General features: G+C 63.6%; 20 protein-coding genes. 7 read left to right on the forward strand and 13 right to left on the reverse strand.

Going from position 1 to position 25336, the window contains the following annotated elements; genetic code table 11:
- Window positions 1-84 precede the first annotated feature (84 nt).
- From creC to H3221_RS12595, 6 genes are all read right to left on the reverse strand, one after another.
- On the reverse strand, window positions 85-1506 hold the full coding sequence (gene creC / locus H3221_RS12570; protein WP_196474757.1) for a two-component system sensor histidine kinase CreC: 1422 nt from the start codon (window positions 1504-1506) through the stop codon (window positions 85-87).
- A gap of 3 nt (window positions 1507-1509) precedes the next feature.
- Entirely contained in the window at window positions 1510-2190 is a 681-nt protein-coding gene (gene creB / locus H3221_RS12575; protein WP_196474758.1) for a two-component system response regulator CreB, read from the reverse strand.
- Window positions 2191-2473: 283 nt separating this feature from the next.
- Window positions 2474-2914, reverse strand: coding sequence for a CBS domain-containing protein (locus H3221_RS12580; protein ID WP_196474759.1), 441 nt, complete (start codon window positions 2912-2914; stop codon window positions 2474-2476).
- Between the two features lie 58 nt (window positions 2915-2972).
- Window positions 2973-5003 (reverse strand): methyl-accepting chemotaxis protein, encoded by a 2031-nt coding sequence (locus tag H3221_RS12585; RefSeq protein WP_196474760.1) that lies wholly within the window; start codon window positions 5001-5003, stop codon window positions 2973-2975.
- 305 nt (window positions 5004-5308) lie between these two features.
- Entirely contained in the window at window positions 5309-5818 is a 510-nt protein-coding gene (gene rloA2, locus H3221_RS12590; protein WP_196474761.1) for a retropepsin-like aspartic peptidase RloA2, read from the reverse strand.
- Window positions 5819-5899: 81 nt separating this feature from the next.
- Window positions 5900-7141 (reverse strand): HD-GYP domain-containing protein, encoded by a 1242-nt coding sequence (locus H3221_RS12595; protein WP_196474762.1) that lies wholly within the window; start codon window positions 7139-7141, stop codon window positions 5900-5902.
- 185 nt (window positions 7142-7326) lie between these two features.
- Between H3221_RS12595 and H3221_RS12600 the strand changes: the two genes are divergently transcribed.
- From H3221_RS12600 to H3221_RS12630, 7 genes are all read left to right on the forward strand, one after another.
- Window positions 7327-8220, forward strand: coding sequence for an acyltransferase (locus tag H3221_RS12600; protein ID WP_196474763.1), 894 nt, complete (start codon window positions 7327-7329; stop codon window positions 8218-8220).
- Between the two features lie 283 nt (window positions 8221-8503).
- Window positions 8504-9412: a glutamate/aspartate ABC transporter substrate-binding protein gene (locus tag H3221_RS12605; protein ID WP_196474764.1), complete on the forward strand. Its 909-nt coding sequence runs from the start codon at window positions 8504-8506 to the stop codon at window positions 9410-9412.
- A gap of 241 nt (window positions 9413-9653) precedes the next feature.
- Complete coding sequence (locus H3221_RS12610) at window positions 9654-10400, forward strand: amino acid ABC transporter permease (RefSeq protein ID WP_196474765.1); 747 nt, start codon at window positions 9654-9656, stop codon at window positions 10398-10400.
- Complete coding sequence (locus tag H3221_RS12615; RefSeq protein WP_192982646.1) at window positions 10397-11065, forward strand: amino acid ABC transporter permease; 669 nt, start codon at window positions 10397-10399, stop codon at window positions 11063-11065. Before H3221_RS12610 ends, H3221_RS12615 begins: the two co-directional genes overlap by 4 nt.
- Window positions 11062-11796: an amino acid ABC transporter ATP-binding protein gene (locus H3221_RS12620; protein ID WP_143511333.1), complete on the forward strand. Its 735-nt coding sequence runs from the start codon at window positions 11062-11064 to the stop codon at window positions 11794-11796. Before H3221_RS12615 ends, H3221_RS12620 begins: the two co-directional genes overlap by 4 nt.
- Before the next feature lie 95 nt (window positions 11797-11891).
- Window positions 11892-13760 (forward strand): sensor histidine kinase, encoded by a 1869-nt coding sequence (locus H3221_RS12625; RefSeq protein ID WP_397428037.1) that lies wholly within the window; start codon window positions 11892-11894, stop codon window positions 13758-13760.
- The gene (locus H3221_RS12630; protein WP_196474767.1) at window positions 13757-15076 is read left to right on the forward strand and encodes a two-component response regulator AauR; all 1320 of its coding nucleotides are present in this window, start codon (window positions 13757-13759) and stop codon (window positions 15074-15076) included. Before H3221_RS12625 ends, H3221_RS12630 begins: the two co-directional genes overlap by 4 nt.
- Window positions 15077-15239: 163 nt before the next feature.
- On the opposite strand, the gene fdhA is transcribed toward H3221_RS12630, so the two are convergent.
- From fdhA to glyA, 7 genes are all read right to left on the reverse strand, one after another.
- Window positions 15240-16439 (reverse strand): formaldehyde dehydrogenase, glutathione-independent, encoded by a 1200-nt coding sequence (gene fdhA, locus H3221_RS12635; protein ID WP_074679877.1) that lies wholly within the window; start codon window positions 16437-16439, stop codon window positions 15240-15242.
- A 262-nt stretch (window positions 16440-16701) separates the two neighbouring features.
- A complete protein-coding gene (gene purU / locus H3221_RS12640) occupies window positions 16702-17565 on the reverse strand; it encodes a formyltetrahydrofolate deformylase (RefSeq protein WP_196474768.1) in 864 nt (287 codons plus the stop codon).
- Between the two features lie 309 nt (window positions 17566-17874).
- The gene (locus H3221_RS12645) at window positions 17875-18504 is read right to left on the reverse strand and encodes a sarcosine oxidase subunit gamma (protein ID WP_196474769.1); all 630 of its coding nucleotides are present in this window, start codon (window positions 18502-18504) and stop codon (window positions 17875-17877) included.
- A complete protein-coding gene (locus H3221_RS12650) occupies window positions 18497-21520 on the reverse strand; it encodes a sarcosine oxidase subunit alpha (protein ID WP_196474770.1) in 3024 nt (1007 codons plus the stop codon). Before H3221_RS12650 ends, H3221_RS12645 begins: the two co-directional genes overlap by 8 nt.
- On the reverse strand, window positions 21517-21843 hold the full coding sequence (locus tag H3221_RS12655; protein ID WP_160020022.1) for a sarcosine oxidase subunit delta: 327 nt from the start codon (window positions 21841-21843) through the stop codon (window positions 21517-21519). The genes H3221_RS12650 and H3221_RS12655 overlap by 4 nt, the downstream gene beginning before the upstream one ends.
- Before the next feature lie 317 nt (window positions 21844-22160).
- Window positions 22161-23411: a sarcosine oxidase subunit beta family protein gene (locus tag H3221_RS12660; protein ID WP_021490391.1), complete on the reverse strand. Its 1251-nt coding sequence runs from the start codon at window positions 23409-23411 to the stop codon at window positions 22161-22163.
- Window positions 23412-23477: 66 nt separating this feature from the next.
- Entirely contained in the window at window positions 23478-24731 is a 1254-nt protein-coding gene (glyA, locus tag H3221_RS12665; protein WP_108233424.1) for a serine hydroxymethyltransferase, read from the reverse strand.
- Window positions 24732-25336: the final 605 nt, after the last annotated feature.

A 25336-nucleotide genomic window follows, 5' to 3' on the forward strand; every position in this document is an offset into this window, starting at 1 on the left:
GCGTTGCTCTACCCATCCTACGCGAGCCCAATGCCCGTCGCGGCTGAGGCCTCTTCCACGAGGCGCCGGTGCGCGCGGCGCCCCCTACGCGGGCAATGTCAGGCTCACTTCCACACCGCCGTCGACATTGCCGATGTGCAACTCGCCGCCATGCAACTCGGCCACTTCCTGCACGAAGTTCAGGCCCAGGCCGGTGCTCTTGCGGCCGCCGTGGGGGCGCGGCAGGGAGTAGAAGCGTTCGGTCAGACGCGTCAGGGCGTAGCCGGGGATGGCTTCGCCCTGGTTGAACAGGCGCAGCACGATGCGCCCGCCCTGGCGTTCGGCAGCGATACGGATCAGCCCGCCGGACGGGGTGAAGTCCAGGGCGTTATCCAGAAGATTGGCCAGCGCCTGGCGCAGCAGGAAGCGCTCGCCGCGCAGGCTGAGGCCTGCTGGCACAACCTGTTCGATCTGTAGACGAGCAGCGGTGATGCGCGCCTGTTGAGCCTGCAGCAGTTCCTCCACCAATGGTGCCAAAGGCACCGGCACGCGCTCCTCCAGACCCTGGCGTTGCTCCACCTGCGCCAGGTGCAGCAGGCGTTCGATAAGGTTCTGCAGGCGCGCGCTTTCCTGCTGGATATTGGCCACGAAACGCTGGCGCTGCTCGGCCGGCATGTCGCCGTCGAGCAGTTCGGCGGCGCCACGGATGGCCGCCAGCGGGCTTTTCAGCTCGTGGGTCAGGGTGTGCACGTAGCGCTCGACGTAGGCCTTGCCCTCCAGCTCGGTGCGCATGCGCTCCACCGCCTTGGCCAACTGACCCAGTTCGCCGCCACGCACAGTGGGCATCTCGGCGCGTTGGCCCTCGCTGACGGCCTGGGCGTAGCGGGTGAGCTTGCCCAACGCGGCGCTGAGCCACCAGGAGAGCAATGCACCAATCAGCAGGCCGAGGGCGATCAACCCGGCACCGAGCCAACCCAGGCGCGTTTGCGAGCGCTCGATATAGGGCTGCAGGGTACGGTTGGGTTTGGCCACCGAGACCACGCCGATGATCTGCTCGCCATCCCTGATCGGCGCGGCGACGTACATCACCGAGGAGTCAGGATCGTCCGGGTCTTCACGGGTCGAGCGCGCGCCGTACTGGCCGCGCAGAGTCAGCAGCACATCGTTCCAGCGCGAATAATCCTGGCCGACCGCCAAGCCGGTGGAGTCGAGCAGGACGATGCCCTTGTCGTCGGTGACGTAAATACGGTGGTTGACCTCGGCCTTGGTCAGCCCCCAGATGCTGGCCTGCGGCTGGCGCCGGCCATAGGCTTCCAGCGCCTCGTGCAGAGGGCCCTGGCCGAGGGTGCCGGCCTTGACCTCGTCGCGCAATATCTCGGCCAGCAGGTTGGCGGTATCGACCAGCGTCTCCTCGGTACTCTGGCGTACGCCGGGGCGAATCTCGTCCATCACCGTGCTCAGCACGAACCAGCCAGCCAGGCCAACGAAGAGGAAGTAGACAAGGAAGATGCGCACGCCAAGTGGCATGACTCAGGCCTCCGGCTCGAAACTGTAGCCCAGACCGCGATGAGTCTGGATCGGCTCTTCGCTCGGGGCGACGGCGCGCAGTTTGGCGCGTACGCTCTTGATGTGGCTGTCGATGTTGCGCTCGTAGCCGGCCTCGCTGGCGACGCCAAGCCCATCGAGCAACTGCTCGCGCGAATAGACCCGGCGCGGCTGACCGAGCAGGGTGCGCAGCAGGCGAAATTCGTGACGGGTCAGGCTCAGGGCCTGGCCGTGGTAGTGAATGCGAAAGGCGGCATCATCGATCCGGAAAACGCTCGGCGCGCTGGCTGCTGGCGTTTCACGCGGTGCCACGCGTTTGAGGATGGCCTTGACCCTGGCAGCGACTTCGCGCGGGCTGAAAGGCTTGACCACGTAGTCGTCGGCGCCGATTTCCAGGCCGACCACACGGTCGATCTCCTCGCTGCGGGCAGTGAGGAAGATCACCGGCAGCTCGGAGAAACGGCGCAGGCGCTTGCACACCTCGAAGCCGCTGATATCGGGTAGGCCGACATCGAGAATGGCCAGGTCGAAGGCACCGCTTTCCAATAGCGTCAGCGCCTCGCCGCCCAGGCTCGACCACTGCGTGGCGAAACCTTCTGCCTGCAGGGCATAGACCAGCGTATCGGCAATCGCGGCTTCGTCTTCGACTATGAGTATCTGCGGCATCGGGCGTCCTGCACCTGTGGGGCGACGGCGGCAGACTGCCGGGGGTTGGATCATGCGTCAAGCGGGCGATCGTGTAGAACGAGGCTGCCCGTCAGGGGTGATTGGCGGGTTACACCCGCCCTACGCGACAGCGCCGCTGCGACTGCATGGATGCAGGAGGTAGAACGAAGCAGGATGCCAGAGTCGAAAGCGTCTCCCACGAGGCTTGACGCTCGCCCGTAGCCCGGATGCAATCCGGGGAACGGACGGCACGATTTCGCCGGATTGCATCCGGACTGCTCGCTTACGGAATTTCGCCGCGAATGTACTGCTCCAGCTGACGGATCAGGTCGGCCTGTTCGGCAATGGTTTCCTTGACCAGGTCACCGATGGACAGCAGGCCGATCAGTTCACCCTCGGCCAGCACCGGCAGGTGACGCAGGCGGCGCTCGGTCATCAGTTCCATGCAGTACTGCACGCTGTCACGCGGACCGACGCTGATGACGTCGCTGGTCATGATTTCACTGATCTTGGTGTTGAGCAGCGAACGCTCGGCCAGCGCTACCTTGCGCACGTAGTCACGCTCGCTGACTATGCCTACCAGGCGCCCGCCGGAGAGCACCACCAGTGCCCCGACACCCTTTTCGGCCAGCACCCGCAAACCGTCGAGCAGCGAATCCTCACGGTCGACGCTGTAAACGTAGGCATGGGCTTTACTGCGAAGAACTTCTGCGGCGGTTTTCATGCTGACGACTCCTTTTGTTGTTATCCGTTTTTAGCAGAGTTGGCCGCCGCGGTCAGCCTCACTGGAGGCTGAATCGTCCAGTATTCTGCGCCAGCCCTTCACTGCCTCTGCGCAGTTGCTCGGCGGCGCTGCTCACGGCCTGGGCGCCATCGAGCAGTTGTCCGGCGGCCTGATCGACCTGCTGGATATTGCCACTGACTTCATCGGCGGTGGCCGCCTGCTGCTCGGCAGCCGTGGCGATCTGCGCCAGACGGTCGCTGACGCGCTGCACCGAGTCGACGATGTTCTGCAGTTCATCGCCCATGGCCAGCACACTGCCGATATCGCCGTCGGCCTGGCTGCAGGCTTCTTCCATGAGGGTGACCGACTGACCAACCACGCGCTGCAGGTTGTCCACGGTCTGGGCGATTTCCTGGGTCGAGTCCTGGGTGCGTCTGGACAGCGAGCGCACTTCGTCGGCAACCACAGCGAAGCCTCGACCGGCCTCGCCCGCGCGCGCCGCCTCGATAGCGGCATTGAGCGCCAGCAGGTTGGTCTGCTCGGCAATGCCCTTGATCACCTCGACCACACGGTTGATCTGCTGGGTCTGATCGCGCAGTTGCTGCAACGCTGCGGCGCTGTCACCGAGACGGCTGCTGAGATGGCGCATGCTGGCGCTGGTGCGCTCACTGCGCTGGTTGCTGCTCAGCGCCACTTCACGGGTCTGCTGCGCTTCCACTGCGGCCTGCTCGCAGCTTTGCGCCACGCTCTGTGCGGTGGCGGCCATCTGCGTTGCCGCGGTGGCGATCTGACTCATCTGCGCCTGCTGCTGCTCGACGGCATCCAGTGCGTCACGCGCCTGGCCACCGAGCAGTTGCACCGTGCTGTCCAGTTGCTGGCTTTCGCGGTTGACGCCTTGCAGCGAGTCGCGCATCTGTTCGACTGCGGTATTCAGCGCCTGGGCGATGGCGGCCAGGTCGTCACGACCGTTGACCTCCATGCGCACGCGCAGGTCGCCATCACGCAGACTACGCGCGGCCTCGATGATGTTGCTGGTGCTGATGCGGATCGAGGCGTTCAGGCACATCAGCACGTACATCGCCAGCAGGGTCAGCACGCTGAAGGCGCCGATCACCTCGATCATCGATTGCAGCGCCTGCTGACGGTAATGACCGAGGCTGGCGGTGAACTGCTGATAGAGCGCTTGCTGCAAGCCCTGCAGCTGGGTCTCCAGCGTTTCGACACGCTGCACGAACTGCTCGGGCGTGAGCGCCATGGGGCTGGCCTCGAACATGTCGCGGTCAATCTGGGTGAGGAAGTCGTCGAACGCCTTGAGCGAGGCGCCAAAGGGCGCGCTCAGCTGGCGCATGGCCTGCGGCGCCTCGCGCGACAGGGTAATCTGCGCCTTGACCAGTTGCGCCCGTTGCTCGTCCAGGCTGCGGCGCAGATCGCGGATCAGCACCCGGCTCTGCAGGGTGAAATGCTGGGAGACCACAGCGCCATGGCCCTGAGCGGCAAAGGTGCCGAGCTGCTCGAGCAGACGCGGCATGATGTAGGTGATCTGCTCCATCATCAGGTAGGTGTCGAGGCGTGGATCGAGAATCAGGGTACTGTCCGTCGCCACCTGCTCACGCAAGGCGATCAGCGACAAAAGTGCCTTCTGGTAGCGTTCCAGCGCATCGGGCAGGGCAACCTTGGTCAGCCCTGCTGCTCGCAAACCATCGCGTTCGCCCTGTAGGGCCTGGAAATGCTGGCGCGCCTGATCGCTGATCAGGTCGCTCTGCAGCGGTTCGGCGGCCTGCTGCAAAGCTTCATCGAGCTTTGCCTCGCGCTGCTGCAGCAGACCCTGCGCGGCATTCTCGGTGCCCTTCCAACGCGCGAGCAGGGTGCGCTGGGCAATCAGCTCATGCTGCACCTGCGCCATGCGTTCCAATGCTTGCGCGCCTTCCACCTCGAAATCAATGGACTGCAGGCGTGACTGGTAGTCACTGCTGATGATCCACAGCGCGTAACCGAGCGGAAGCGCGAACAACAGGAACACCAGCTGAAACTTGTGGGCAAAACTGAAACGCTGCAGAAGCCGTACACCCGGCTTGAGTACTCCCGTCATAGCGACACCTCAACGACCTAAAGGGCCTACAGGCCTGGCAAAGAATTGCATGTAGCAAAAAGCAGGCCCGACGCTAACGCCGATCAGATGAGGTTCCCAACGTCACCGTTCGCAGGGGCCCGCCCCGGGGCGAAGCTTCACGAGTTCGCTCCGTCTGGGTTCGCGACGGGGCGCCGCTCATGCATGTGCGGTGCATCAAGGTTCAACCGAGTGGCGCTAGGTCCAACACGGAAGTCGTTACCGGGCACTCTCGACGAGTGTAATGGCCAATGACTATCAGCCTTTTCCGAAATGCGACAATTAACTCAGCATTGGGGACGATCGCGGGTGTAGCGCTCGGCCGGGTCCACGGCTGCACCAAGATCGCGCATGGCGCTGGCTCCGATCAGCAACGGATAGCTGAAGGTGCTGCGATCCGTCAGGTTGACCTCGATGGTGCGCTCTTCTTCGCCCAGGCAGATCGGCATCTCGATCACCGGGCGCTGCGAGTAGGCGACCTCCTTGATCTCGGCGTCACTCTCTTCGGCGCGCTTCTTGATCTCGGCGATGCGCACCAATGGGTGTTCGTAAATCGTATCTTCAGCGCCATCGACAGCCAGGCGGAAGCGTACCCAGTCTTCGCCATCGCGCTTGAAAGGTTCGATGTCCTTGGCCGACAGCGAGGCAGTCATCGCGCCGGTGTCCATCTTGGCCTTGAGGGTCTGGCCCAGAGCAGGGAGCTTGATCAGTTCGTAGCGACCATAAAGGTCGGGTTGCTGGCTGGCCATGGTCGGCAGGCTGACTGCAGCGGCCAGCAGAAACAGGGCGTATTTCAAGGTCGGCACTCCTGAGCAGGGAAATTCCCACTATCCGACTCGCTCACCCCCGCTGCGTTCCCGCAAGAGCATGACAAAGCATTACCGCCGAGCTCGCTGCTGAGGTATACCACTCCAGAGCTCGTCCAGATGCTCGAAGCCCCAGGCCGCCGCTGACTCGCGCCCGACGATGCGATCCTGAGCAGCCGGTTTGCTCAGGTCGATCACCACTGGCGGTATCTGAACTTTCGATTTGGCCAGGAAGAAGGCTTTGACCTTCGGCACCAGCAGCGATTTGGCATTCTGTTCCAACACGACTGCAAGCCGGCCGCTTTCCAGACGCACCAGCGAGCCGACGGGGTATATGCCTACGGTCTTGACGAAGGCCTGGAATACCACCTCATCGAAGTGGCCCTTCCACTCGGCCATCTTGCGGATCGACTCGGCCGGATCCCAGCCCGGTTTATAGGGTCGATTGGAGGTAATGGCGTCGTAGACGTCACAGACTGCCCCCATCCTGGCGAACAGGCTGATCTGGTCGCCTTGCAGGCCATGCGGATAGCCACTGCCGTCGACCTTTTCATGGTGATGAAGACAAACATCCAGCACCAGTGCGCTGACCTGCTTGCCTGCCCGAAGAATCTCGCCGCCGGCCTCGGGATGGCGACGCACCGCCGAAAACTCCACATCGCTGAGCTTACCGGGCTTATTCAACACATTCTGATCGACGGCCATCTTGCCCACATCATGCAGCAGTCCAGCCAAGCCGGCCTCGCGCACCGCCCCCTCCTTCAGGCCAAGTTGCCGCGCGAGGGCGATCATCAATGCACAGACCGCAACCGAGTGCATGTAGGTGTATTCATCCGCATGCTTGAGCCGCGCCAGGCTGATCAGTGCGCTGGGGTGACGCATCACCGAATCGGAAATTTCTTCTACCAGCGACTCGGCCTCTCCAAAATCAAGCGCCTTGCCCATGCGCGCATCACCGAACATGCTCAGCACTGCCTGCTTGGAGCGCGCGCAGAGCTTGGCGGCGCGCTCCAGCTCGGCATCCATGGAAACGGCGGTGGGATTACGCAGGCGCTCAACCGCCGCCATCAAGGTGGCCTCGACCTCCTCCTGGGCTTCGGCCACGCTACTGGCATGAGCGCCCGCTTCGACATCTACCCCCTTGCTGACATCGATCCACAGTTCACCGATGCTGCTGGCCCGGATGCGCTGCAAATCCTGCGGCGAACTGAGGACAAATTTCGACTTCCAGAACGGATGATCCATCCATGATCCGCAAAACTCCTGGATGTACATGCCGATACGTAGATCGGCTATCGCAATGCGTTTCAACATCGAAATAATCCAGAGCAAATTGGCGGGAGGGTTCGAGCAGGAGAGTGGCCGCGAACGATCCCTTACATTCCACATCGACCAGCATAAGGCCTCCACGCGGAATGGCCATAGGCCACTAGTCGTGATTTTGAGACAAATTCGCCAGGTGCTTATGATGGCCGCTTCGCGCCCGCCAAGGAGTTGATATGCGTCCCCTGCTGACCGGCCTACTCAATATAGCTCTGCTGCTCGCCAACACCCTGATCCTGATCGGCCCGTTGCTGCTGATCGCCCTGGCCAAGTTCGCCTTGCCCGGGCAAAGCGCCCGCGACACCTGTTCGCGCGGGGTGATGTGGGTGGCCGAATTCTGGGCGGAGAACTGCAAACGCATCTTCGCCCTGCTGACACCGACGCACTGGGACATTCGCGGCAATGCGCAGCTGCGCAGAGACCGCTCCTACCTGGTGATCAGCAATCACCAATCCTGGGTCGACATTCCCGCCCTGGTGCAGGCGTTCAACCGCAGAACGCCCTACTTCAAGTTCTTCCTCAAGCAGCAACTGATCTGGGTGCCCTTCCTCGGCCTGGCCTTCTGGGCGCTCGATTACCCCTTCATGAAGCGCTACTCCAAGGCATTTCTGGACAAGAACCCGCATATGAAGGGCAAGGATCTGGAGATCACCAAGGCCGCTTGCGAGAAGTTCAAGCGCCTGCCGGTGACCGTGGTCAACTACCTGGAAGGCACCCGCTTCACGCCGGCCAAGCAGGCCCAGCAGCAGTCGCCCTACCGCTACCTGCTCAAGCCCAAGGCAGGCGGCGTGGCGTTCGTCCTCGCCACCCTCGGCGAGCAGATCGATGCTGTGCTGGATGTGACGCTGGTGTATCCCGGCCCGCAGGTTCCGGGCTTCTGGGCCTTGCTCAGCGGCCAGGTGCCGAAGGTGATCATCGATATCCAGACCCTCGAACTGGACCCGGCGCTGTACCAGGGCGATTACGAGAACGACGCCGAATTCCGCCAGTACCTGCAGGAGTGGGTGAGCCAGCTGTGGCGGGACAAGGATGCCCGTATCGAGCGCCTGCGCGAGCACGTCACATCGTAGGGTGCGCCGTACGCACCGGTCTTCCAAAGCCATTGGTGCGCGCGATCTCAGCAGCCCCTCGACGCCCTGTTGTTCGGCTTTCCGAACGAGCCACCTCGACTTATTCGCCAAGCCGAACGCATTACCTCATCGAATAAAAATAAAAACCTTTAAATTCAAAGATTTACTTTATCAACAGGCACTGGCACATATCCTGCTCCGTCCTCCTCAGGAATGCGATAGACCTTCCCTGAGCAAAGTGGCGTACCGCGCCATCACAACAACAACATCGAGGACTCGATTCATGCGTACCTTCCACCGTGTACTGAGCGTGGCCATTGCCGCCGCCATCCTTTCCACCCCGGTGACCGCTGCGGAACTGACCGGCACCCTGAAGAAAATCAAGGACAGCGGCACCATCACCCTGGGCCACCGCGACTCGTCCATTCCCTTCTCCTACTTCGGCGACAACTCGCGCCAGCCGATCGGCTACTCCCATGACCTGCAACTGAAGGTGGTCGAGGCGATCAAGCAGGAACTGGGCATGCCGGACCTGAAGGTACGCTACAACCTGGTCACTTCGCAGACCCGCATCCCGCTGGTGCAGAACGGCACCGTCGACCTGGAGTGCGGCTCCACCACCAACAACATCGAACGTCAGCAGCAGGTCGACTTCTCCGTCGGCATCTTCGAGGTGGGCACCCGCCTGCTGGCCAAGAAGACCAGCGGCATCAACGATTTCGAAGACCTCAAGAGCAAGAACGTGGTGACCACCGCCGGTACCACGTCCGAGCGCCTGATCAAGTCGATGAATGCCGAGAAGAAGATGGGCATGAACGTGATTTCCGCCAAGGATCACGGCGAGTCCTTCCTGATGCTCGAATCCAACCGCGCCGTCGCCTTCATGATGGACGACGCCCTGCTCGCCGGCGAGATGGCCAAGGCCAAGAAGCCGGACGACTGGGCCGTGGTCGGCACCCCGCAATCGTTCGAGATCTACGGCTGCATGGTGCGTAAGGGTGACGCGGGCTTCAAGCAAGTGGTCGACAAGGCCATCAGCGCTACCTTCGCCTCCGGCGAGATCAACGACATCTACGCCAAATGGTTCCTCCAGCCGGTGCCGCCGAAAGGTCTGAACCTGAATTTCCCCATGAGCGACGAGCTGAAGAAGCTGATCGCCAACCCGACCGACAAGTCTGCAGAACAGATCTGACGGTGATGCGCCGCCATGCTCACAAGGCGTGACGGCGCGGGGACTCCGGGGAAGCCAGCGGCTTCCCCAACCTAATTCCTGACGAAGCCGAGACCGTCCGCCTGTGTGGATACGGGCAGCTGTTGTCCGCCCTCACGCTTCGTCGTCATGGCCGTACCCGGGATCTCGCACGCCAGAGCCTGCGTTCAACGCAGCAGGGCCGACGCGCAGCAGATCCTGTCCTCACAAGAGGGAACCCGTAATGAATTACAACTGGGACTGGGGCATCTACTTCAAGTCCACCGGCATCGGCAGCGAGACCTACCTGGACTGGTTCATCACCGGCCTGGGCTGGACCATCGCCATCGCCCTGGCTGGCTGGATCATCGCCCTGGCGCTGGGCTCGCTGCTCGGCGTGATGCGTACCCTGCCGAACCGCTGGCTGTCTGGCCTGGCCACCGCCTACGTGGAAATCTTCCGCAACGTGCCGCTGCTGGTGCAGCTGTTCCTCTGGTACTTCCTGGTGCCGGACCTGCTGCCCGAACCGCTGGAGCTGTGGTTCAAGCAGGATCTCAACCCGGCCACCTCGGCCTACCTCTCGGTGGTGGTGTGCCTCGGCCTGTTCACCGCCGCGCGGGTCTGCGAACAGGTACGCACCGGTATCGAGGCGCTGCCCAAGGGCCAGACCGCCGCAGCCTACGCCATGGGCTTTCGCCTGCCGCAGATCTACCGCAACGTGCTGCTGCCGCAGGCCTACCGCATCATCATTCCGCCGCTCACCAGCGAGTTTCTCAACATCTTCAAGAACTCCTCGGTGGCGTCGCTGATCGGCCTGATGGAGCTGTTGGCACAGACCAAGCAGACCGCCGAATTCAGCGCCAACCTGTTCGAAGCCTTCACCCTGGCCACGCTGATCTACTTCACCCTGAACATGAGTCTGATGATGATCATGCGCGTGATCGAGAAGAAAGTTGCCGTGCCTGGCCTGATCTCCGTAGGGGGTAAATGATGGATTTCAGCGAAATCATCCCCGCCCTGCCAGGCCTGTGGGATGGCATGGCGATGACCCTGCAGCTGATGGCTCTGGGCATCATTGGCGGGGTGGCACTGGGCACTCTGCTGGCCCTGATGCGCCTGTCGCACAACAAGCTGCTGGCTAATATCGCTGCCACCTACGTCAACTACTTCCGCTCGATCCCGCTGCTGCTGGTGATCACCTGGTTCTACTTCGCGGTGCCGTTCATCCTGCGCTGGATCACCGGCGAAGACACACCGATAGGTGCGTTCAGCTCGTGCCTGGTGGCCTTCGTGATGTTCGAGGCGGCCTACTTCTGCGAGATCGTGCGTGCCGGTATCCAGGCCATTCCCAAGGGCCAGATGGGTGCCTCCCAGGCGCTCGGCATGAGCTACGGCCAGAGCATGCGCCTGATCATCCTGCCGCAGGCCTTCCGCAAGATGACGCCGCTGCTGCTGCAGCAGAGCATCATCCTCTTTCAGGACACCTCGCTGGTGTACACCGTGGGCCTGATGGACTTCCTCAACGCCGCCCGCTCGCGTGGCGACATCATTGGCCAGCCCCATGAGTTCCTGATCTTCGCCGGCCTGGTCTACTTCACCATCAGCTTCGCCGCCTCGCGCCTGGTCAAGCTTCTGCAAAAAAGGTTAGCCGTATGATTTCCATCCAGAACGTCAACAAGTGGTACGGGGACTTCCAGGTGCTGACCGATTGCAGCACAGAGGTGAAGAAGGGCGAAGTGGTTGTGGTGTGCGGGCCGTCCGGCTCGGGCAAATCGACCCTGATCAAGTGCGTCAACGCGCTGGAGCCGTTCCAGAAGGGTGACATCAACGTCGACGGCACCTCCATCGCCGACAAGAAGACCAACCTGCCAAAGCTGCGCTCGCGCGTCGGCATGGTGTTCCAGCATTTCGAGCTGTTCCCGCACCTGACCATCACCGAGAACCTGACCATCGCGCAGATCAAGGTGCTCGGCCGCAGCAAGGAGGAAGCCACCAAGAAGGGGCTGGCCCTGCTCGATCGTGTCGGCCTGTCCGCCCATGCGCACAAGCATCCTGGTCAGCTCTCCGGTGGCCAGCAACAGCGCGTGGCCATTGCCCGTGCCCTGGCCATGGACCCGGTGGTGATGCTGTTCGACGAGCCGACCTCGGCGCTCGACCCCGAGATGGTCAACGAAGTGCTCGACGTGATGGTGCAGTTGGCTCAGGAAGGCATGACCATGATGTGCGTGACCCACGAAATGGGTTTCGCACGCAAGGTCGCCGACCGGGTGATCTTCATGGACGCCGGGCAGATCGTCGAGGATTGCCCCAAGGAGGAATTCTTCGGCGACATCAACGCCCGCTCCGAGCGCGCCCAGCAATTCCTGGCGAAAATCCTCCAGCATTGAGCCGTAGGGTGCGCCGTGCGCACCAATGCCCCCGTACCAAAGCCGGTGCGGGGGCCATACCTTACGCTTCGGTAGCTGGCCAGTCCGGGACGACTATGATGCAATGCCTGCCCGCCCCTCCTCGCGCCGATCTGATCGTGAAACCGCGCCTGCTCCGCCACCTGTCGCTGATTCTGCTGTTCCTGCTGCTGGTGCTCGGCTGCGGCTACGCCGCCTATCACATCAGCGACCGTGCCGGCATTCGCGCGCTGGCCGAAGACGGCGAGCGCCAGCTGGAACTCAACGCCCGCGCGGTGGAAAGCGAAATCACCAAATACACCTACCTGCCCAGCCTGCTGGAACTGGAAGGCAACGTCTCGCGCCTGCTGCTGGCACCCACGGCCTACCGCCGCCATCACGTCAATGTATACCTGCAGGGCCTCAATGAACGCAGCGGCAGCCTGGCCATCTACGTGCTCGACCCGGACGGCCGGGTGATCGCCACCAGTAACTGGGACGAGGCCGACAGCTACCTCGGTGAGGACCTGTCATTCCGTGCCTACTACCAGGACGCCATCAAGGGCCGCCCCGGCCGCTTCTACGGCATCGGCAGCACAACCGGTGAGCCTGGTTACTACCTGGCCCATGGCCTGCGCGAGGGCAATCGCATCATCGGCGTGGCGGTGGTCAAGGTGCGCCTCGACGCTCTCGAGGAGCGCTGGCAACGCGCGCTGCTGGAAGCCTACGTCAGCGACGAGAACGGCATCATCATCCTCGCCAGTGATCCGATGGTGCGCCTGAAGTCCGTACACCCGCTCGACGAAACCACCAAGGAGCGCCTGGCGCGCAGCCTGCAGTACCACTGGGCCGCGCTGGAAGAACTGCAGCTGTTCAACCGCTCGCCGCTGGACGAGGGCATCGAACAGGTCAGCTTCGCCACCGCCGGCACGCCCGCCAACTACCTGCTGCAGACGCGTCGCCTGGAAGATACGCCGTGGCACCTGACCCTGCTCAGCCCACTGCAGGAGCAACGCAGCGCGGCCATGAGCCATGGCATGCTGGCGGCCGTGGCGGCAGCCCTGCTGGCCTTTCTGCTGATCGCCTGGAACGAGCGGCGCAAGGTCATCGCCACGCGTCTGGCTGCTCGTGAGGCATTGCAGGCAGCCAACGACGAACTGGAACGCAAGATCACCGAACGCACCGCCGACCTGCAGGCCAGTAATGAACGCCTGCAAGCCGAGGTGCGTGAACGCCAGCAGGCCGAGACCACCCTGCGCCAGGCCCAGGACGAACTGGTGCAGGCCGGCAAGCTGGCGGTGATCGGGCAGATGTCCACCAGCATCGCCCACGAACTGAACCAGCCGCTGGCAGCGCTGCGCACCCTGTCCGCCAATGCGGTGCGCTTTCTCCAGCGCGGCGCGCTGGATGTCGCCAGCAGCAACCTGCAGAACATCGCCGAGCTGGTCGATCGCATGGGCAAGATCACCGGCAGCCTGCGCGCCTTTGCCCGTCGTACCGGCGACCAGGGCGAGGCTTCGCTGCAGCAGGCAGTGGACGCCGCGCTGCTGCTGTTGCACCCGCGCCTGCAGCGCACCCGTGTACAGATCCACCACGCGTTCACCGAGACGCGCCTGAACATCGAGCAGATTCGCCTGGAGCAGATTCTGGTCAACCTGATCAGCAACGCCCTCGATGCCCTGCAGCCACAGACCGACCGGCAGATCTGGCTGAGCGGCGCCAGCGAGGCCGGGCATTATCAGTTGGAAGTGCGCGACAATGGCCCCGGCATCACTCCGGAAGCCCGCGCGCACCTGTTCGAGCCCTTCTTCACCACCAAACCCGGCGAGCTGGGCCTGGGCCTCGGCTTGACTCTTTCCGCCAGCCTCGCCGCCGCTGCCGGCGGCAGCCTCAGCGTGCGCCACCCCGAAGAGGGCGGCACCGCCTTCGTCCTCAGCCTGCCCTACCCGCGAGAGTCACAAGCATGAGCGACCGCCTGACCGTCCTGATCGTCGAAGACGATCCCCATGTGCTGCTCGGCTGCCAGCAGGCTCTGGCGCTGGAGGACATCCCCAGCATCGGCGTCAGCAGCGCCGAAGAAGCGCTGGCGCAGGTCGACGCGGACTTCGCCGGCATCGTCGTCAGTGACATCCGCCTGCCCGGTATCGATGGCCTGGAACTGCTCACCCGCCTCAAGCAGCGTGACCCGAGCCTGCCGGTGGTGCTGATCACCGGCCACGGCGACATCGGTATGGCGGTCAGCGCGATGCGCGACGGCGCCTATGACTTCGTGGAAAAACCTTTCTCCCCCGAGCGCCTGGTAGACGTCGCCCGCCGCGCCCTGGAGCAGCGCAGCCTGGCCCGCGAGGTCAGCGCCCTGCGCCGCCAGTTGGCCGGGCGCCAGGCGCTGGAGCAACGCATCATCGGCCGCTCGCCAGCCATGCAGCAGTTGCGCGAACTGATCGCCAACGTCGCGGACACCAACGCCAACGTGCTGATCGAGGGCGAGACCGGCACCGGCAAGGAGCTGATCGCCCGCTGCCTGCACGACTTCAGCCGACGCCAGCACAAGCAGTTCGTCGCACTCAATTGCGGCGGGCTGCCGGAAAGCCTGTTCGAGAGCGAGATTTTCGGTCACGAGGCGCATGCCTTCACCGGCGCCGGCAAGCGCCGCATCGGCAAGATCGAGCACGCCGACGGCGGCAGCCTGTTCCTCGATGAGATCGAGAGCATGCCGATCAACCTGCAGATCAAGCTGCTGCGCGTGCTTCAGGAGCACAGCCTGGAGCGGCTTGGCTCGAACCAGTCGATCAGGGTCGACTGTCGGGTGATCGCCGCAACCAAGGCGGATCTCGGCGAGCTGGGCAAGCGCGGCGAGTTTCGCAGCGACCTGTATTACCGCCTCAACGTGGTGACCCTGGAGCTGCCACCGCTGCGTGAACGCCGCGAGGATATCGCCCTGCTGTTCGAACACTTCCTGCAACTGGCGGCGCTGCGCTTCGACCGCGGCGTGCCGGAGCTGGATCGACACACCCTGGCGGCGCTGACCGCCCACGACTGGCCCGGCAACGTGCGTGAACTGCGCAACGTTGCCGAGCGCTTCGCCCTCGGCCTGCCCGTGTTCAAGAAAAGCGGCCTGGCCGACAGCAACGCGCTGGGCTTCAACGAAGCCGTGGAAGCCTTCGAGCGCAACCTGCTGGCCGGCGCGCTGGAGCGCCACGCCGGCAACCTCAGCCAGGCGGCACAGGCACTCGGCCTGGCCAAGACCACGCTGTTCGACAAGGTGAAGAAGTACGGGCTGTAACCACCGCTGCCGCGGTAGGAGCGACTTCAGCCGCGAAAAAGGTGAACCCGGAACGGCCTCATGCAAAACAAAAAGGGAGCCCGCAGGCTCCCGAAAGAAGACGCCAACAACTGCGCCTTTGCCGTGAAAAGTAGCGGCCTGGGACTAAGCCCAGGTCAGGACGTCACGCCGCACTGAAGCTCTTGTGCGGATCGATGACGAATTTCTTCGGCACGCCGGCATCGAACTCGCCGTAGCCACGCGGCGCATCGTCCAGGCTGATGACCTGCACACCAACCACTTCGGCGATGTTGATGCGATCCCACATGATCGCCTGCATCAGCGCGCGGTTGTACTTCATCACCGGCGTTTGACCGGTGTGGAAGCTGTGCGACTTGGCCCAACCGAGACCGAAGCGGATGCTCAAGCTACCGATCTTCGCCGCGGCGTCCACCGCGCCCGGATCTTCGGTCACGTAGAGGCCGGGAATGCCGATCTTGCCAGCCACGCGCACGACCCCCATCAGCGAGTTGAGCACCGTGGCCGGCGCCTCCTGCTGAGCGCCCGCATGGCCATGGCCACGCGCTTCGAAGCCCACGGCATCGACCGCACAATCCACTTCAGGCTCGCCCAGCAGATCGGCGATCTGCTCATGCAACGGCGTGTCCTTGGACAGGTCGGCGATTTCGAAGCCCTGAGCCTTGGCATGGGCCAGGCGTGTTGGGTTGACGTCACCGACGATCACCACCGCAGCCCCCAGCAAGCGCGCCGAGGCGGCAGCGGCTAACCCGACGGGGCCGGCACCGGCGATGTACACCGTACTGCCCGGTCCGACACCGGCAGTGACCGCACCGTGATAGCCGGTGGGCAGGATGTCGGACAGGCAGGTCAGGTCGCGGATCTTCTCCATGGCCTTGTCGCGATCCGGCAACTTGAGCAGGTTGAAATCGGCGTAGGGCACCAGCACGTATTCGGCCTGGCCACCGGTCCAGTCGCCCATGTCGACGTAACCGTAGGCGCCGCCGGCACGCGCCGGGTTGACGGTCAGGCAGACGCCGGTGTGCTGCTCCTTGCAGGAGCGGCAACGACCGCAGGCGACGTTGAAGGGCACCGACACCAGATCACCGATCTGCAAACGCTCGACGTCGCGCCCCTTCTCGATCACCTCGCCGGTGATCTCGTGGCCCAGTACCAGGCCGACCTGCGCGGTGGTACGGCCACGCACCATGTGCTGGTCGGAGCCGCAGATATTGGTGGAAACGACTTTGAGGATGACCCCGTGCTCGATCTTCTTGCCGCGCGGGTCCTGCATTTTCGGGTAGTCGATCTTCTGTACTTCGACCTTGCCCGTACCGAGATAAACCACACCACGATTACCAGACATGCGTAACTCTCCTTTCTTGTTGTGGACACAAGGCGCGACCGACTGGCCGCGCGGCCTTGCACTGGAGCTTGTTGCATCTGTTGCCGGTCACCGCCGGTAAAGCCTGGCAGGGCGGTTCCCGCAGAGTGCGCTGTGCGACGATCCGCTTCAGCTCACCAATGGCGTTCTTCGTTGCGACTGGTGGGCTAAAGCCCACCCTACGAATAGCGTCGTTACCGTAGGGTCGGCTTTAGCTCACCAAATATTCGGGTTGGCGATGCGTTCAGGCGTTGAGCACCACCGTACGGTTGGCGTTGAGGAACACGCGGCGGTCGATGTGATAACCGACGGCGCGGGCCAGGGTCAGGCATTCGATATCGCGGCCCTTGGCGATGAGGTCTTCCGGGTAATGCGCGTGATCAACCGCCTCCACGCCCTGGGCGATGATCGGCCCCTCGTCGAGGTCGTTGTTGATGTAGTGCGCCGTGGCGCCGACCAGCTTGACGCCCTTCTGGTAGGCCTGGTGGTAGGGTTTGGCGCCCTTGAAACCCGGCAGCAGCGAGTGGTGAATGTTGATCGCCCAGCCATCCAGCCTGCGACACAACTCGGGCGAGAGCACCTGCATGTAGCGGGCGAGCACCACCAGCTCCGCACCGGTGTCTTCGATCACCTGCAGCACCTTGCGTTCCTGCGCCGGCTTGTCGGCAGGATCGAGCGGGAAATGGTGATAGGGAATGCCGTGCCAGCGTGCCAGCGGTTCGAGATCTGGGTGGTTGGACACCACCGCCACCACGTCCATGGCCAACTGGCCGATGCGCTGGCGATAGAGCAGATCATTGAGGCAGTGGTCGGCCTTGGACACCATCAGCACCACCTTGGCCCGATAGCCAGGCGGGGTCAGCTCGACCTGCATGTCGAAAGGCGCCAGACGCTCGGCTAAACCGGCGCGAAAGGCAGCCTCGTCGAAATCCTGCGGCTGGCGGAACTCGACGCGAATGAAGAAGCGCGACGACAGGCGATCATCGAAGCTGTGATGCTCGGTGACGTAGCAGCGCTGCTCGAAGAGAAAGCGCGTCACCGCGTCCACGGTGCCGAGCACGCTCGGACAATGGGCGGTGAGAATCCAGGTGTCAGGGGTGCGACTCATAACAAACTCCTATGATTTTCACCCCTCTCCCTTGGGAGAGGGGCCGGGGGTGAGGGCTATCCGCCCCAACGCGGTCTGCCCTCTCCCCTCACCCCAACCCTCGGCTTTGGCATCCTGCGTCGCCCTGCCTCCTGCATCCATGCAGTCGTCTCCCGGAGGGAAAGGGGGCCGTTCGTGGCAGCATCTAATCCTGCCGTCAGTCCCGCGGTGGACGAAAAAAAGCGCCGTCCACCCTACGAAAAAACTCCATTGCTGTTCACCCCTCTCCCGGTGGGAGAGGGGCTGTCAGCGTATACGTCAGGTTCAGCTTCAGGCCTCGACCGCCAACCCGTACTCGGCGCTGGCATCCTGCAGCCACAGCCAGAAGTAGTCGGCGAAGCTGCGGCGGATCACCAGCTCCCAGGTCTCCTCGCCGGTGTGGCGAATCACCAACTGCGACTTGGCGAACACAGTGCCTACCGCCTTGCCGACCGGGAAGTTGCTCGGATGCACGTCGTAGCTGGTGGACTTCATCAGCAGTTCGCGCACCTTGGGCCCGGACAGCTCCAGCAGGGTCTGCCCGCCACTGACGTTGACCACCGAGACATGCTGGCCTTCAAGGGCCGCACGCAGTTTGCGCTCGACCTCGAACTCGCTGCCGCCAGGCACGATCAGCAGCCACTCGTCCGGGCCCAGCCACTGCAGCGAGGTGTCGCCGTCGGCCACCAGCGTCAGCGCCACCGGCAGCTCCAGGCCCAGGGCCTTGTGCACACCGCCGGAGAAGGTGGCGTCGCGGGCGTCGCCACGGATCACCAGATGCCCACGCAGTTTCTTCTCGCGCACGGTGATCCCAGCGTTCTTGCGGCCCTTGCCGACCAGCTCATGCAGACCGGCGTGGTGCAGTGGCGATTGCCCGGCGATGTCGGCGGGGCGTTGTTGGTAGACGTTGACGTTAGACATTCTGGCGATCCCCTTTCGGGTCATAGAACACGGAGCTGCAGATTTCGGCTTCGATCAGGCTGCCATCGGCCAACGGCGCGAACACGCGCTCGCCCATGCGTTTGAGGCCGCCCTTGACCACCGCCATGGCGAAGCTGTAGCCCATGGCCGCACTCATGTAGCTGGAAGTGACGTGACCGACCATCTGCATCGGGATCGACTGTTTCGGGTCGAATACCAGTTGCGCGCCCTCCGGCAGCACTTTATTCGGATCGACCGGTTTCAGCCCGACCAGCTGCTTGCGGTCTTCGCGCAGGCAGTCGTCACGGTTCATGCCGCGCTTGCCGATCCAGGAGAAAGGTTTGGTGCGGCCAACGCACCAGCCCATGTTGAGATCGTCCGGGGTTACCGAGGCGTCGGTGTCCTGACCGACGATGATGAAGCCCTTCTCCGCACGCAACACGTGCATGGTCTCGGTGCCGTAAGGGGTCAGGTCGAATTCCTTGCCCGCCTCGATGATCTGCTCCCACACGCCCAGGGCGTAGTCGGCCTGCACGTTCACCTCGTAACTCAGCTCGCCGGTGAAGGAGATGCGGAACACCCGCGCCGGCACGCCGCCGACCAGACCTTCCTTCCAGCTCATGAAGGGGAAGGCGTCCTTGTCCAGGTCGATGTCGGTGACCTTGGCCAGCAGCTTGCGGCTGTTGGGGCCGGACAGGGTCATGGTCGCCCAGTGGTCGGTGACCGAGGTGAAGTAGACCTTCAGCTCCGGCCATTCGGTCTGGTGGTAGATTTCCAGCCATTCCATCACCCGTGCCGCGCCACCGGTGGTGGTGGTCATGACGAAATGGTTGTCCGCCAGACAGGCGGTAACGCCGTCGTCGAAGACCATGCCGTCTTCTTTGCACATCAGACCGTAGCGCGCCTTGCCCACGTCCAGCTTGGTCCAGGCGTTGGTGTAGACGCGATTGAGAAACTCACGCGCGTCCGGGCCCTGGATGTCGATCTTGCCCAGGGTGGAGGCATCGAGGATGCCCACGCTGTTACGCACAGCAACGCATTCACGGGCCACAGCGGCGTGCAGGTCCTCGCCATTTTTCGGGAAGTACCAAGGGCGCTTCCACTGGCCGACGTCCTCGAACTCGGCGCCGTTCTTCACGTGCCATGCCTGCATCGCGGTGTAGCGCTTGGCATCGAACAGTTCGCCACAATGACGGCCGGCCACGGCGCCGAAGGTCACCGGGGTGTAGTTCGGGCGGAACATGGTGGTGCCCATCTGCACGATGCTGATGCCCATCGAACGCGCGGCGATGGCCAGGCCGTTGATGTTGCCCAGCTTGCCCTGGTCGGTACCGAAGCCCAGCGCGGTGTAGCGCTTGACGTGCTCGACCGACTCGAAGCCCTCGCGAGTGGCCAGCTCGATACCGGCGGCGGTGACGTCGTTCTGCAGGTCGACGAACTGCTTGGGCGCACGCGCCGTGGACTTGTCGTGCGGCACCTGGAACAGCGCCAGCATCGGTTCTTCCTGGCGCACCTCGGCCTGTGGCAGGCTGCCGCTGACGGCCTTGTAGCCAGTTTCGGCAGCCGCCTTGGCGCCTGCTTCGAAACCATTGGCGAGTACGTCGCCGAGGGCAAAAACGCCGTTCACCGCACCGGCGTCGATGCGCTGCTGGATGCCGTTGCCCGGCCCCGGCACGAAGCCGAGGATGTCTTCGCGCCACTCGGGACGACCGCCCAGGTGCGAGGCCAGGTGCACCACCGGGCTGTAGCCGCCGGAGCTGACGATCAGGTCGCAGTCCAGCACTTCGCCGGGGCTGGTGACCTTGTGCGCCTTGGCGTCGATGGCGCAGATACGCGCACCGGTCACCCGCTTGCTACCGCGTGCCTCGACCACTGCGCTGCCGGTGAGGATGCGTACACCACGGGCACGCGCTTCTTCGACCCAGCTGCCACGCGGGTTGCTGCGCGCATCGGCCACCGCCACCACCTTGCGCCCGGCATCGAGCCAGTCGAGCACCACGCGGTAGGCGTAATCGTTGTTGGTCGACAGCACCAGTTCCTGCCCTGGCGCTACGCCGTAACGACGCACGTAGGTGGACACGGCGCCGGCCAGCATATTGCCGGGCACATCGTTATTGGCGTACACCAGTGGCCGCTCATGGGCACCACTGGCCAGCACCACGCGCCCCGCACGCACGCGGTGCATGCGCTGACGGGCCTGCCCCATCGGCGCGACTTCACCGAGGTGGTCGGTCAGACGCTGGTGGATGGTGAGGAAGTTATGGTCGTGGTAGCCATTGACCGTGGCGCGAGGCAGCAGGGTCGCTTCCGGCATTGCCTGCAGCTCGGCGATGGCCTGCGCCACCCAGTCGGCGGCGGGCTTGCCGTCGAGGGTTTCGCGGGTGTCGAGCAGGCTGCCGCCGAACTCTTCCTGTTCATCGGCAAGAATCACCCGCGCGCCGCTACGACCGGCAGCCAGCGCGGCGGCGAGACCGGCAGGGCCGGCGCCGACGATCAGCACATCGCAGTGCTGGTTGAGCTGGTCGTAGATGTCCGGATCGACCTCGGTGGGCGAGCGGCCTAAACCTGCCGCTTTGCGGATGTACTTCTCGTAGGTCATCCACAGGTTCTGCGGATACATGAAGGTCTTGTAGTAGAACCCGGGCGGCATCATGCCGCCGCCGACCTTGCCGAGGATACCCATCAGGTCGGTATTGACGCTCGGCCAGCCGTTGGTGCTGTTGGCCACCAGACCGTTGTACAGCGCCTGCTGGGTCGCGCGTACGTTGGGAATCTGCGCCGCCTCGGTGGAGCCGATCTGCAGCACGGCGTTGGGCTCTTCGCTACCTGCGGCAACGATGCCGCGTGGGCGCGAATACTTGAAGCTGCGCCCGACGATGTCGACGCCGTTGGCCAGCAGCGCGGCGGCCAGGCTGTCGCCGGCGTAGCCCTGGTAGGTCTGGCCGTTGAAAGTGAAGCTCAGCGCCTGGCTGCGGTCGATACGACCACCCTTGGCAAGACGATTGACCTGGCTCATGCCGTTACTCCTTCTGCCACGGCTTGCTTGTCGGTGGCCCCGGTTGCGGTGACCGAAGGCTTCTCGCCGACCTTGTAGGTCTCGAGGATCTCGTAGGTCACGGTGTGGCGGGTGACGTTGAAATACTTGCGGCAACCGGCCGCGTGCACCCACAGCTCGTGGTGGATACCGCGCGGGTTGTCACGGAAGAACATGTATTCGCCCCACTCTGCATCCGTGCAGGCATCAGGATCGAGAGGGCGGGCGATGTGCGCCTGGCCCTTGGCATGGAATTCCTCTTCGGAGCGCAGTTCGCCACAGTAAGGGCAGAAGATGTGCAGCATGCTCGGTACCTCCAGAAAATCTTCAAACCCGCTCGTATAACCATGCGGGACAAGCTTGTCTCCCATCTCCCCCTGGGAGAGGGGCCGGGGTGAGGGAGTGAGGGGACCGCGATCAGTCGAATCACCCTCTCCCGCCCTTCGGGCACCCTCTCCCGCAAGCGGGAGAGGACGTTTTGTTCTCCCCTCTCCCACTTGTGGGAGAGGGGTCGGGGGAGAGGGCTGCGGTGTTGGCCGAACCGCCCTCTCCCGGCCCTGCGGGCCACCCTCTCCCGCAAGCGGGAGAGGGGCATCGGATGTCATCCCTACGGGATGAATGTTTAATGGGCCACGGCGGCAGCACCGTGCTCATCGATCAGTGCGCCGGTATGGAAACGATCGATGGAGAACGGCTTGGCCAGCGGGTGCATTTCGCCCTTGGCCAGGCTGGCGGCGAACACGTGACCCGAACCCGGCGTGGCCTTGAAGCCACCGGTCCCCCAACCGCAGTTGAAGAACAGGTTGTCCACCGGGGTTTTGGAGATGATCGGGCAGGCATCGGGGCTGGTATCGACGATGCCGCCCCACTGACGGTTCATGCGCACCCGCGAGAGCACCGGGAACATCTCGACGATGGCCTGCAGGGTGTGTTCGATGGTGCCGTAGGAGCCACGCTGGCCGTAGCCGTTGTAGCCGTCGATGCCGGCACCGATGACCAGGTCGCCCTTGTCCGACTGACTGATGTAACCGTGCACGGCGTTGGACATGATCACGCTGTCGATGATCGGCTTGATCGGCTCGGATACCAGCGCTTGCAGCGGGTGGGACTCCAGCGGCAGGCGGAAGCCAGCGAGCCCCGCCATATGCCCGGAATTACCGGCAGTGACCACACCGACGCGCTTGGCACCGATGAAACCCTTGTTGGTCTCGACACCGATCACCGCACCGTTCTGCTTGCGGAAACCGGTCACCTCGGTGTTCTGAATCAGGTCGACGCCCAGGGCATCGGCGGCACGCGCGTAACCCCAGGCCACGGCGTCATGACGGGCGACGCCGCCGCGACGCTGCACGGTGGAGCCCATCACCGGATAACGGGTGTTCTTGCTGCAGTCGAGGTAGGGAATTTCCTCGGCCACCTGCTTGGCATCCAGCAGTTCGCCATCCACGCCGTTGAGGCGGTTGGCGCTGACGCGGCGCTCGGCGTCACGCATGTCCTGCAGGGTGTGGCAGAGGTTGTAGACGCCACGCTGGGAGAACATGACGTTGTAGTTGATGTCCTGCGACAGCCCTTCCCACAGCTTCATCGCGTGTTCGTAGAGCTGCGCGGACTCGTCCCACAGGTAGTTGGAACGCACGATGGTGGTGTTGCGCGCGGTGTTGCCGCCGCCGAGCCAGCCCTTCTCGACCACGGCGACGTTCTTCACGCCGAATTCCTTGGCCAGGTAATAGGCCGTGGCCAGGCCGTGGCCGCCACCACCGACGATGACCACGTCGTACACCGGCTTGGGCGTCGGATTGCGCCACATGCGCTGCCAGTTCTCATGATGGCTGAACGAGTGCTTGAACAGGCCGAAGCCGGAATAACGTTGCATGGGCATGCTCCAGGGTTCTACTCCCCTCTCAGCGTTGCGCGAGAGGGGCCGAGAGAAAGGGTTGGCTTAGCGATACACCGGATAATCCGCGCATAGCCCGGCCACCAGCTTGGCCACCTGCGCCTCGACATCGGCATCGCCGAGGTGATCGAGGATGTCGCAGATCCAGCCGGCCAGCGCCTGACACTGGGCGACCTTGAAGCCACGGGTGGTCACGGCCGGCGTGCCGATACGGATGCCGGAAGTGACGAACGGCGACTGCGGATCGTTGGGCACGGCGTTCTTGTTCACTGTGATGCCGGCACGGCCAAGGGCCGCATCGGCCTCCTTGCCGGTCAGGCCCTGCTTGATCAGGCTGAGCAGGAACAGGTGGTTGTCGGTGCCGCCAGACACCACTTCGTAACCGCGCTCGATGAACACCCTGGCCATGGCCTGGGCGTTGTCGATCACCTGCTGCTGGTAGGCCTTGAACTCCGGCTCCATGGCTTCCTTGAAGCACACCGCCTTGGCCGCAATCACGTGCATCAGCGGGCCGCCCTGGGCGCCCGGGAACACCGCAGAGTTGAGCTTCTTCTCGATCTCTTCGTTGGCCTTGGCCAGGATCAGGCCGCCGCGCGGGCCACGCAGGGTCTTGTGCGTGGTGGTGGTGACCACGTCGGCAAAGGGGATCGGATTCGGGTACAGGCCGGCCGCGACCAAGCCGGCAACGTGAGCCATGTCGACGAACAGCAGCGCCCCGACCTTGTCAGCGATGGCACGGAAACGTGGGAAGTCGAGGGTCTTGGAGTAGGCGGAGAAGCCGGCGACGATGATCTTCGGCTTGTGCTCCACGGCCAGGCGCTCGACCTCGTCGTAGTCGATCAGCCCGGTAGCGGTGTCCAGGCCGTACTGCACGGCGTTGTAGAGTTTGCCCGAGGACGACACCTTGGCGCCGTGGGTCAGATGGCCGCCGTGGGCCAGGCTCATGCCGAGGATGGTGTCGCCTGCATTGAGCAGCGCCAGATACACGGCGCTGTTAGCCGAGGAGCCGGAGTGCGGCTGGACGTTGGCGTAGTCGGCGCCGAACAGCGCCTTGGCGCGGTCGATGGCCAGCTGCTCGACCTTGTCGACGTACTCGCAACCGCCGTAGTAGCGCTTGCCCGGATAACCTTCGGCGTACTTGTTGGTCAGGCCGCTGCCCTGCGCTTCCATCACCCGCTGACTGCAGTAGTTCTCCGAGGCGATCAGCTCGATGTGCTCTTCCTGCCGGCGTTCTTCCTGATCGATCGCCGCGAGCAACTCGTCGTCGTAACCCTGAATCTGATCCTGCTTGCTGAACATCTCGACTCTCCTGCAGCGCCTATGGGCGGCGGTCTTGGACGGGCGGGCCAGCAAGGCCCTGTGCAGCGATGGTAGGGCCGCCCCTGCCCCCTCAAATGCCTGCCAACGCCGCGAGAGCATTCGTTTGCGACATGGCCTTGTCGCAATCAGGCGCGTCGCGGGTTTGCACACAAATCATGGGGATCAAGCTGTGGATAAACCGTGCATACCGCGCCTCGCCCCAGCAGTTGCAAGGGTTTCTTGGCTGCGGTCATTTCCTGATCGATATCAAGCAGTTAACAATACCAACCATGCACAGAAGCCGTGGACTAGCCTGTGGCAAAGCTGTCAGCAGATGGTTGCGGGCCTTGCCAGCGCTGGACACGAGGGCGCTGTTCGATATCCATACATCCACGCCGGCTCCCTGATTTATCCACCAGCGACATGGGCGAGAGACGAGGATCGATTGGGGATATGCACAGAAGATGTGGATGAAACTGTGCATAGGCTGTTCGACGAAGGCGCGCGCCCAGAAGCACCGCGGCCTGCCGGGATACGGCTAAAAATCGAACAGGATCAAGGAGGTAGCCCAGGCTTGTGCACAAATACTGTGGGCGGCGCTGTGC

It is taken from the genome of Pseudomonas chaetocerotis (assembly GCF_015712105.2).
Lineage (GTDB): Bacteria > Pseudomonadota > Gammaproteobacteria > Pseudomonadales > Pseudomonadaceae > Aquipseudomonas > Aquipseudomonas chaetocerotis.

Excerpts from the sequence above, each read along its gene's own strand:
- H3221_RS12655 (WP_160020022.1), bottom strand. The coding sequence starts at position 21,843 with ATGCTGCACATCTTCTGCCCTTACTGTGGCGAACTGCGCTCCGAAGAG.
- H3221_RS12625 (WP_397428037.1), top strand. The coding sequence starts at position 11,892 with ATGATGCAATGCCTGCCCGCCCCTCCTCGCGCCGATCTGATCGTGAAA.
- H3221_RS12585 (WP_196474760.1), bottom strand. The coding sequence starts at position 5,003 with ATGACGGGAGTACTCAAGCCGGGTGTACGGCTTCTGCAGCGTTTCAGT.
- fdhA (WP_074679877.1), bottom strand. The coding sequence starts at position 16,439 with ATGTCTGGTAATCGTGGTGTGGTTTATCTCGGTACGGGCAAGGTCGAA.
- H3221_RS12610 (WP_196474765.1), top strand. The coding sequence starts at position 9,654 with ATGAATTACAACTGGGACTGGGGCATCTACTTCAAGTCCACCGGCATC.
- creC (WP_196474757.1), bottom strand. The coding sequence starts at position 1,506 with ATGCCACTTGGCGTGCGCATCTTCCTTGTCTACTTCCTCTTCGTTGGC.
- H3221_RS12645 (WP_196474769.1), bottom strand. The coding sequence starts at position 18,504 with ATGTCTAACGTCAACGTCTACCAACAACGCCCCGCCGACATCGCCGGG.
- H3221_RS12600 (WP_196474763.1), top strand. The coding sequence starts at position 7,327 with ATGCGTCCCCTGCTGACCGGCCTACTCAATATAGCTCTGCTGCTCGCC.
- glyA (WP_108233424.1), bottom strand. The coding sequence starts at position 24,731 with ATGTTCAGCAAGCAGGATCAGATTCAGGGTTACGACGACGAGTTGCTC.
- H3221_RS12660 (WP_021490391.1), bottom strand. The coding sequence starts at position 23,411 with ATGCAACGTTATTCCGGCTTCGGCCTGTTCAAGCACTCGTTCAGCCAT.
- H3221_RS12580 (WP_196474759.1), bottom strand. The coding sequence starts at position 2,914 with ATGAAAACCGCCGCAGAAGTTCTTCGCAGTAAAGCCCATGCCTACGTT.
- H3221_RS12630 (WP_196474767.1), top strand. The coding sequence starts at position 13,757 with ATGAGCGACCGCCTGACCGTCCTGATCGTCGAAGACGATCCCCATGTG.
- H3221_RS12615 (WP_192982646.1), top strand. The coding sequence starts at position 10,397 with ATGATGGATTTCAGCGAAATCATCCCCGCCCTGCCAGGCCTGTGGGAT.
- H3221_RS12605 (WP_196474764.1), top strand. The coding sequence starts at position 8,504 with ATGCGTACCTTCCACCGTGTACTGAGCGTGGCCATTGCCGCCGCCATC.
- H3221_RS12650 (WP_196474770.1), bottom strand. The coding sequence starts at position 21,520 with ATGAGCCAGGTCAATCGTCTTGCCAAGGGTGGTCGTATCGACCGCAGC.
- H3221_RS12620 (WP_143511333.1), top strand. The coding sequence starts at position 11,062 with ATGATTTCCATCCAGAACGTCAACAAGTGGTACGGGGACTTCCAGGTG.
- H3221_RS12595 (WP_196474762.1), bottom strand. The coding sequence starts at position 7,141 with ATGTTGAAACGCATTGCGATAGCCGATCTACGTATCGGCATGTACATC.
- creB (WP_196474758.1), bottom strand. The coding sequence starts at position 2,190 with ATGCCGCAGATACTCATAGTCGAAGACGAAGCCGCGATTGCCGATACG.
- purU (WP_196474768.1), bottom strand. The coding sequence starts at position 17,565 with ATGAGTCGCACCCCTGACACCTGGATTCTCACCGCCCATTGTCCGAGC.